This window comes from Pseudomonas fuscovaginae SE-1 (assembly GCF_000364705.1).
In the GTDB taxonomy this organism is placed as follows: domain Bacteria; phylum Pseudomonadota; class Gammaproteobacteria; order Pseudomonadales; family Pseudomonadaceae; genus Aquipseudomonas; species Aquipseudomonas fuscovaginae_A.
In genome coordinates this window covers 23,802-31,871 of the sequence record NZ_AQOH01000295.1, presented here as the reverse complement: position 1 = coordinate 31,871, position 8,070 = coordinate 23,802, and the positions used below count along the sequence as shown (strand labels likewise).

Genomic DNA, 8,070 nt, shown 5'->3' with positions numbered 1-8,070 from the left:
TGGCAGGTGCTCGCCCGCCTGACCCGCCAACCCAGCAGCTCCATCAGCCAAGCCTTGCGCCCACGGCCGCAACAGCGGCTTTCCAGCGCCGACTTCAGCCGCCAGGTCGCCCACCTGCAAACTCTCAGGAATGCCCTATGAGCGAACATCCAACGCAATCCTCGCCCCCGGACGACGCCGAAGCCCATGCGCTGCAACAGCGTCACCGGGCCAGCCAACTGGTCCAGGCCGTGCGCCATGAGCTGCGCAAGGCCCTGATCGGTCAGGATGCGGTGATCGACGACGTGCTCACCGCGCTCATCGCCGGAGGCCACGTGCTGCTCGAAGGCGTTCCCGGACTCGGCAAGACCTTGCTGGTGCGCGCCCTGGCCCGCTGCTTCGGCGGCGAGTTCGCGCGTATCCAGTTCACCCCGGACCTGATGCCCAGCGACGTCACCGGCCATGCGGTCTACGATCTGCAGACCGAGCAGTTCAAGCTGCGCAAGGGGCCGCTGTTCACCAACCTGCTGCTGGCGGACGAGATCAACCGGGCCCCGGCGAAAACCCAGGCGGCGTTGCTCGAAGCCATGCAGGAACGCCAGGTCACCCTGGAGGGCCGCGCGCTGCCCATCGCCCAACCGTTCATGGTGCTGGCGACACAGAACCCGATCGAACAGGAAGGCACCTACCCGCTGCCCGAAGCCGAGCTGGACCGTTTCATGCTCAAGCTGCGCCTGGACTACCCCGATGCCGGGCAGGAACTGGAAATGGTCCGCCAGGTCGCCCGCTCGACCCGGGCCGACATGCTGGAGGTGCAGCCGCTGCGCACCGTCTTGCAGGCCAAGGACGTCCTGGTGGTGCAGCGCATTGCCAGCGACCTGCCTTTGGATGAACAGGTCCTCGACTATGCCGTACGCCTGGCCCGGGCGACTCGCAGTTGGCCCGGCCTGACTCTCGGTGCCGGTCCCCGCGCCTCGATCGCCCTGGTGCGCGGTGCCCGCGCCCGCGCCCTCTTGCGCGGTGGCGAATTCGTGGTCCCGGACGATGTAAAGGACTGCGCCCTGGCCGTGCTGCGCCACCGGGTGCGCATCGCTCCGGAACTGGACATAGAAGGCCTGTCGGTCGAGCAGGTGCTGCGGCAACTGCTCGACCAGGTCCCGGCGCCACGCCTGTGAACGGGCACCCGCGATGAAACCGTCACGACTGCTGCTGGCCTGGCTGGGGGTGCTGCTCGGGCTCGGCATCCTGCTCGGGTCGCTCAGGGCACTCGACATCGAACTGCCGGACAGTCTCGACTCGATTGGCTGGGGACTGCTGCTGGCGCTGCTGCTGCTGGCCTCGCTGGATGCGGCACGGCTGCGGCGCCTGCCATCACCCCGCCTGCAACGACAGGTACCCGGCAGCCTGGCACTGGGCCGCTGGGGCGAGATCCGCATCGAGTTGCAGCACGATTATCCGCGGGAACTGCGGCTGCAGGTTTTCGACCATGTTCCCGAGGGCCTGGGCTTCGAGCACCTGCCCCAGTCCATCGTCCTGCCACCCGGGGAAAAGGCTGAGCTGGGCTACCGCGTGCGTCCCGTACGCCGGGGACACTTCACCTTCGAACGCTGCGAGATCGAACTGCCGAGCCCGCTCGGGCTCTGGTCCGGGCGGCGCTACCTGGCACTCGACACCACCACGCGGGTCTACCCGGATTTCGCCCGACTCTACGGCGCGCGCCTGTTGGCGGTCGACAACTGGCTCAGCCAGCTCGGGGTACGCCAGCGCCAGCGTCGCGGCCTGGGCCTGGAATTCAACCAGTTGCGCGAGTTTCGCGAGGGCGACAGCCTGCGCCAGATCGACTGGAAGGCCACCGCTCGGCAACGCACGCCGATTGCCCGTGAATATCAGGATGAGCGCGACCAACAGATCATCTTCATGCTCGATTGCGGCCGCCGGATGCGCAGCCAGGATGGCGAGCTGGCGCATTTCGACCACGCCCTCAATGCCTGTCTGCTACTGAGCTATGTCGCCCTGCGCCAGGGTGATGCGGTCGGCCTGAGCACCTTTGCCGGCGAACAGCCGCGTTTCCTCGCGCCGGTCAAGGGCCAGGGCCAGCTCAACCTGCTGCTCAATGCCGTCTACGATCTGGACAGCAGCCAGCGACCGGCGGATTACCAGGCTGCCGCCAGCCAGGTGCTGGTTCGGCAAAAGCGCCGGGCCCTGGTGGTGCTGGTCACCAATCTGCGCGACGAGGACGACGAGGAGTTGCTGACGGCGGTCAAGCGCCTGGGTCGCCAGCACCGGGTGCTGGTGGCCAGCCTGCGCGAGGAAATCCTCGATCAGCTATGCCAAAGTCCGGTGCAGACACTGGACGAAGCCCTCGCCTACTGTGGCACGGTCGACTATCTCAATGCCCGCGCCAACCTCCATGAACGCCTGAACGCCCACGGCGTAACGGTGCTCGACGCCCGCCCGGGCGAACTTGGCGCCGAGCTGGTCAGCCGCTACCTGAGCTGGAAAAAGGCCGGCACCCTCTGAGGTCCCCCCTCAACCCGGCCCACTAGGCCGAGGCCTCCAACGGATAGAAGCTGAAGTAGTGCTGCAACGCCTCCACCAGCTTGTGGTACGCATCGGGTGGCTCATGCAGGACGAAACCGGAGTCGTAATAACACGGCATCGCTTCTTCATGGGACCACAGGCAACGGGCATTCAGGTCAATGAGCTGAACCGTGTTATCGGGACCGGGAAGTTTCAGTTGCAGCTCGAAGTCCGCATTGACCAGTAACGGCAACTGGCTGATCAACATCAGCCCCTTGTCGGAGACATTGCCCAGATAGCCGATGGGCTTGTCGGTGAAGCGGTTGAACACCCTGAGGAAGTACGGCAATTGGTGCCGCTCGATTCGACGCTCGTTAGGCATGTTGATAATCGCTATACAAGACCATTCAGCATGGCCGCGCTAGTGCTTCGGAGCAGTGCCGACGACTGACAGCCCCACTCTCCCTTGGTCTCGGCGCGACGGCAGCCGCCAGCTCCGTCGCAGACCTCTACCGAACCATGGTTTTCAACTCAAACGAATTGATAAAACTGAAACCATCCCCCCGAACTTTAGCTGAAAGCTGGCAGAGAGCCAGTTCATATTTCACGTGTCATCACAACGGTGCCGGGCGCGGCTGGGCAGGTACGACCGCATCGGTATGCCCCAACTGGCGCAACGTCTCCAGGCGGGCCTGGGCACGATAGGCATACTCGCTGTAAGGATACTGGGTGATGATGAAGCGATAGGTCTGCACCGCGTCGACGAACAGTTTCTGGCGCTCAAGGCACTGGCCACGCAACATCGAGACCTCCGGCTGCACATAGGGCCGGGCACGGCTTTCGCGATCGACCTGGGACAACTGCAGCATCACGTCTTCACAGTTGCCGCGGTCGTAGGATCGGTAGGCATTGTTCAGGTGGCTGTTCATCGACCAGCGGGTGCAACCGACGACACTGGCCGCCAAGGCTAAAACGAGCAAAATGCGCATGGGTATCTCCTGTTCTTGGCAGTGTATCGACCCGTTGGCGAAAATCTTCAGCATGTTCGCCAAACAACATATCCGAAAAAAACTTCTTCGCTGAAAAGTAGTGCAAATGAACAATGACTACAGCACGGGAGCATAGTAGCCTCTTGTTGCGCTTGAACTCAGGAGTCTCTGCATGTCCGTTCGTCGTACAAAAATCGTCGCCACACTGGGCCCGGCCAGCAACTCGCCGGAAGTTCTGGAACAGCTGATTCTGGCTGGCCTGGACGTCGCCCGCCTGAACTTCTCCCACGGTACCCCCGACGAGCACAAGGCTCGCGCCAAGCTGGTCCGCGATCTCGCCGCCAAGCACGGGCGCTTCGTCGCGCTCCTGGGTGACCTGCAGGGTCCCAAGATCCGTATCGCCAAATTCGCCAACAAGCGTATCGAACTCAAGATCGGTGACCATTTCACCTTCTCCACCAGCCATCCGCTGACCGAAGGCAACCAGCAGGTCGTCGGCATCGACTACCCGGACCTGGTCAAGGACTGCGGCGTGGGCGACGAACTGCTGCTCGACGACGGCCGCGTGGTCATGCGTGTCGACACCGCCACCGAGACCGAACTGCGCTGCATCGTCACCGTTGGCGGCCCGCTGTCGGACCACAAGGGCATCAACCGTCGTGGCGGCGGCCTGACCGCACCGGCCCTGACCGACAAGGACAAGGCCGACATCAAGCTGGCGGCCGAAATGGAAGTGGACTACCTCGCGGTGTCCTTCCCGCGTGACGCCGCCGACATGGAATACGCCCGCAAGCTGCGCGACGAGGCCGGCGGCACCGCCTGGCTGGTGGCGAAGATCGAGCGCGCCGAGGCCGTGGCCGACGACGAAACCCTCGATGGCCTGATCCAGGCCAGTGATGCCGTCATGGTTGCCCGTGGCGACCTCGGCGTGGAAATCGGCGACGCCGAGCTGGTGGGCATCCAGAAGAAGATCATCCTGCACGCACGCCGCCACAACAAGGCGGTGATCGTCGCGACCCAGATGATGGAATCGATGATCCAGAACCCGATGCCGACCCGCGCCGAAGTCTCCGACGTCTCCAACGCCGTGCTGGACTACACCGACGCCGTCATGCTGTCGGCCGAAAGCGCTGCCGGTGCCTACCCGCTCGAAGCGGTACAGGCCATGGCGCGTATCTGCGCCGGTGCCGAAAAGCATCCGACCAGCAAGACTTCCAGCCACCGCATCGGCAAGGTCTTCGAACGCTGCGACCAGAGCATCGCGCTGGCGGCCATGTACACCGCCAACCACTTTCCGGGCGTCAAGGCGATCATCGCCCTGACCGAAAGCGGCTACACGCCGTTGATCATGTCGCGGATCCGTTCGTCCGTACCGATCTACGCGTTCTCACCGCACCGTGAAACCCAGGCCCGCGCGGCGCTGTTCCGTGGCGTCTACACCGTACCGTTCGATCCGGCCTCGCTGCCGCCCGAGCAGGTCAGCCAGGCCGCGGTCGACGAACTGCTCAAGCGTGGCGTGGTCGAACAGGGTGACTGGGTGATCCTGACCAAGGGCGACAGCTACCACACCATCGGTGGCACCAACGGCATGAAGATCCTGCATGTCGGTGACCCAATGGTCTGATTGACCTCTGCGTCGCACCAAAAGCCTCGCCGCAACCAGCGGCGAGGTTTTTTTATGCCTGGGATACGACGCCTGCCGGGCGGAAGTGCTCTCAACGCCTGTTCAAGAACCCCGAAAGCGCCGCAACCGCCTCCGGCGAACGCAGACGCTGGACGAACAGCCTGCCCTCGGCCTCCACCACCTCGCGCAGTTGCTCGCGGTCCGGCGCCCTCATCAACGCCTTGCTGACCTGTACCGCCTCCGGCGCCAGTTGTTCGAAACGCAGGGCGGCTTCCCTGGCCGTGAGCAATGCCTCGGCTCCGCTCGGCAATGCCGCCGTCGCCAATCCCCAGGCCGCTGCCTGTTCCCCGCTGCACCCCTCACCCAGCAACAGCAACCCGGCAGCCCTGGCGGGGCCGACCAGTCGTGGCAGCAACAGGCTGGAACCGAACTCCGGACACAGCCCGAGATTGACGAACGGCATGCGCAAACGGGCATCGACACTGACGTAGACCAGGTCGCAATGCAGCAGTAACGTGGTACCGATCCCCACCGCCGGCCCCGCCACGCCAGCAATCACCGGCTTGCGGCAATCGAGCAGGCTGCGCATGAAATGAAAGACCGGGCTGTCGAGGTCACTGGGCGGCTCCTCGAGAAAGTCGGCGATGTCATTGCCACTGGTAAAGCACTCATCGCTGCCGCGAATCAGCACCGCCCTGATATCCGGATCCTCGTCGGCCAGTTGCAACGCCTGACCCAATTGACTGTACATGGCGCGGGTCAGGGCATTCTTCTTGTCGGCACGGTTCAGGCGCAGGGTCAGCAGACCGCCTTCGCGCTCAATCATAATCGCGTCAGTCATCTCGGCTCTCTTGTCAGGGGGCTCCACGTGGGCGCAGAGCCGGTCCTTGCACGACAGCGGCTCAACCGCGGGGCAGAAACACGTCCGCCAACAGCTGGTTGCGCGGCAATCCGGCCAGGTACAGACGCCGGGCAAAGGCTTCGACACTGGTCGGGGCACCACAGAGTAGAGCCAGGGTTTGCCGGGAGACAAGCCGCAGATTGGCCAGAAACTCCGGCAGTTCGGCAGCGCCCAGGCATTCGACCGCAAGATTGGCGTGGCGGGCCGCCAATGCAGCCAGCTCGCCGACCAGGTAATGCTCAGTGCTGTCATGGGCCATGTGCACCAGGCGCAGCGGACCTTCATGCCCCTGGCGCAACGCATCGCGCAGCACCCCCCACAAGGGCCCGAGGCCGGTTCCGGCCGCCAGCAGCCAGAGCGGCCTGGCATACCAGTCGGGGTCGTAGTGCAGGGCACCACCGCGCAACTCGCCGAGACGAATCGCCTCGCCCAGGCTGAAGCCCCGGGCCGCATCGCAGAACTCGCCGGGCTGGCGGCAATCGAGATGGAACTCCAGCCAGCGATCCTCCTGCGGCAGACTCGCCAGCGAGTAGGGACGTGCCACCCCCTGCGCCGTCCACAGCACCAGGTGCTGGCCGGCGCGATAACGCAGGGGCCGCTCCGGCAGAACACGCAGGCGCAACACCGTCGGGCTCAACCAGTCGAGCCCGGCGATATGGGCCAGGCTACCGTCGCGCACTGGATCGAACACTTCCAGGCGCAAGTCCTCATGCACCTGGCACTGGCAGGCCAGGCGCCAGCCATGCACTCGCTGCTCGAAACCCAGAGCATCGGGCTGGCGGTCCTGCGGCTCGCCCTGCAGGCAATGCACCAGACAGGCATGACAACTCCCGGCCCGGCAACTATAGGGCACCCTGACACCCGCCTGGTTCAGGGCATCGAGCAGATTGCTCCCCGCCGCCACCGACCAGACCCGCTCGCCGACCCGCAACTCAGGCATCGCTGAACTCCCAGGCGGCACAACAACGATTGCGCCCATCCCGCTTGGCGCGGTAGAGCGCCTGGTCGGCACTCTGCAGGGCATCGTCCAGATCGTCGTCCTCGCTGACCAGGGTCATACCCACCGACAGACTCAGTGTCCCCACCGCCAACCCGACCAGCTCGACCTGGGTGAAGGCCAGGCGCAGTCGCTCGCAACAGGCGGTCAGGCGATCGGGATCGGCGTTGGGCAGCAGCAGCACGAACTCTTCTCCACCGTAGCGCGCCAGCACATCGCCATCGCGCACGCAGGCCCCGGCCACCGCGGCAAAGGCCTGCAACACCTGGTCGCCGGCCGCATGCCCGTGCACATCATTGATACGCTTGAAGTGATCGAGATCGATCAGCGCCAGCCCATGCACCGTGCCCGGTTCCATCAATTCCAGTTCACGGGACGCCAGGCGCAGGAAATGCCGCCGGTTGTAGAGGCCGGTCAGTTCGTCGGTGGCCACCAGGTCTTCCAGTTGACGCATCATGCCGCGCAAGGTGTCCTGGTGAGCCTGCAGGGCGAACCGCCGCTGACGCATGCGCAGGCGCGACGCCTGCACGTAGCTCGCATACAGGCACAACCAGGCCAGCACCACGAACAGCACCCCGACCTGCAAGGCCGCCAGCCCCGGATCGGGCAGGCGGAACTGGTAGCCTTCCCAGAGGTTGACGCAGGCAAAGCTGAAGAACACCAGCACCGCGCAGCGCACGAACTTGCGGCGCGGCAGATGAAACAGCCCGAACAGCAGGATCAACGGGTAGAACACCAGGAAGGTGCCCCGGGCATGTTCGAGGTTGGTCATCATCCAGGTTTGCCAGGCCAACCCCAGCAACACCTGGAACTCGGTCAGGCTGGGGTCGCGAAACCGCAGGTTGCGGCCGCTGAGAAACAGCCAGCCGAGTACACCCTGGCTGGCGACCACCAGGCCGGTGGTGACCAGGCCCGTGGTCACACTGGCTCGGTAGTAGCCGGTAAAGATCGCCGCCCAGAGCAACAGCAGGGCCAGTGCGTAGGTACCGGCGGCCAGGGCGAAACGCTTGCGTAAAAGACTCTGTATGGCTTTATGGGTCAATCTATGACTCACCGTGCG

The 8,070-nt window shown here is 64.6% G+C and carries 8 protein-coding genes and 1 pseudogene; 4 read left to right on the top strand and 5 right to left on the bottom strand.

The window, feature by feature from the left end:
- From K675_RS33750 to K675_RS0123970, 3 genes and pseudogenes are all read left to right on the top strand, one after another.
- Positions 1-141, top strand: a pseudogene (locus tag K675_RS33750) (DUF4350 domain-containing protein); the annotation flags it as partial.
- A complete protein-coding gene (locus tag K675_RS0123975; protein ID WP_017906013.1) occupies positions 138-1,154 on the top strand; it encodes an AAA family ATPase in 1,017 nt (338 codons plus the stop codon). The pseudogene K675_RS33750 and the gene K675_RS0123975, both read left to right, overlap by 4 nt.
- Before the next feature lie 13 nt (positions 1,155-1,167).
- Positions 1,168-2,499, top strand: a complete 1,332-nt coding sequence (locus tag K675_RS0123970; RefSeq protein ID WP_017906012.1) for a DUF58 domain-containing protein — start codon at positions 1,168-1,170, stop codon at positions 2,497-2,499.
- Between the two features lie 22 nt (positions 2,500-2,521).
- On the opposite strand, the gene K675_RS0123965 is transcribed toward K675_RS0123970, so the two are convergent.
- Entirely contained in the window at positions 2,522-2,881 is a 360-nt protein-coding gene (locus K675_RS0123965) for a PilZ domain-containing protein (protein WP_026145494.1), read from the bottom strand.
- 232 nt (positions 2,882-3,113) lie between these two features.
- Complete coding sequence (locus K675_RS0123960) at positions 3,114-3,488, bottom strand: tetratricopeptide repeat protein (RefSeq protein WP_017906010.1); 375 nt, start codon at positions 3,486-3,488, stop codon at positions 3,114-3,116.
- Positions 3,489-3,660: 172 nt separating this feature from the next.
- Between K675_RS0123960 and pyk the strand changes: the two genes are divergently transcribed.
- Positions 3,661-5,112: a pyruvate kinase gene (pyk, locus tag K675_RS0123955; RefSeq protein WP_017906009.1), complete on the top strand. Its 1,452-nt coding sequence runs from the start codon at positions 3,661-3,663 to the stop codon at positions 5,110-5,112.
- A 91-nt stretch (positions 5,113-5,203) separates the two neighbouring features.
- Here pyk and K675_RS0123950 read toward each other — a convergent pair whose 3' ends face one another.
- The 3 genes from K675_RS0123950 to K675_RS0123940 form a co-directional block, all read right to left on the bottom strand.
- Positions 5,204-5,953: an enoyl-CoA hydratase-related protein gene (locus tag K675_RS0123950; protein ID WP_017906008.1), complete on the bottom strand. Its 750-nt coding sequence runs from the start codon at positions 5,951-5,953 to the stop codon at positions 5,204-5,206.
- Between the two features lie 61 nt (positions 5,954-6,014).
- Positions 6,015-6,953 (bottom strand): iron-sulfur-binding ferredoxin reductase, encoded by a 939-nt coding sequence (locus tag K675_RS0123945; protein ID WP_017906007.1) that lies wholly within the window; start codon positions 6,951-6,953, stop codon positions 6,015-6,017.
- A complete protein-coding gene (locus K675_RS0123940; RefSeq protein WP_017906006.1) occupies positions 6,946-8,052 on the bottom strand; it encodes a GGDEF domain-containing protein in 1,107 nt (368 codons plus the stop codon). The genes K675_RS0123945 and K675_RS0123940 overlap by 8 nt, the downstream gene beginning before the upstream one ends.
- Between the last annotated feature and the right edge of the window lie 18 nt (positions 8,053-8,070).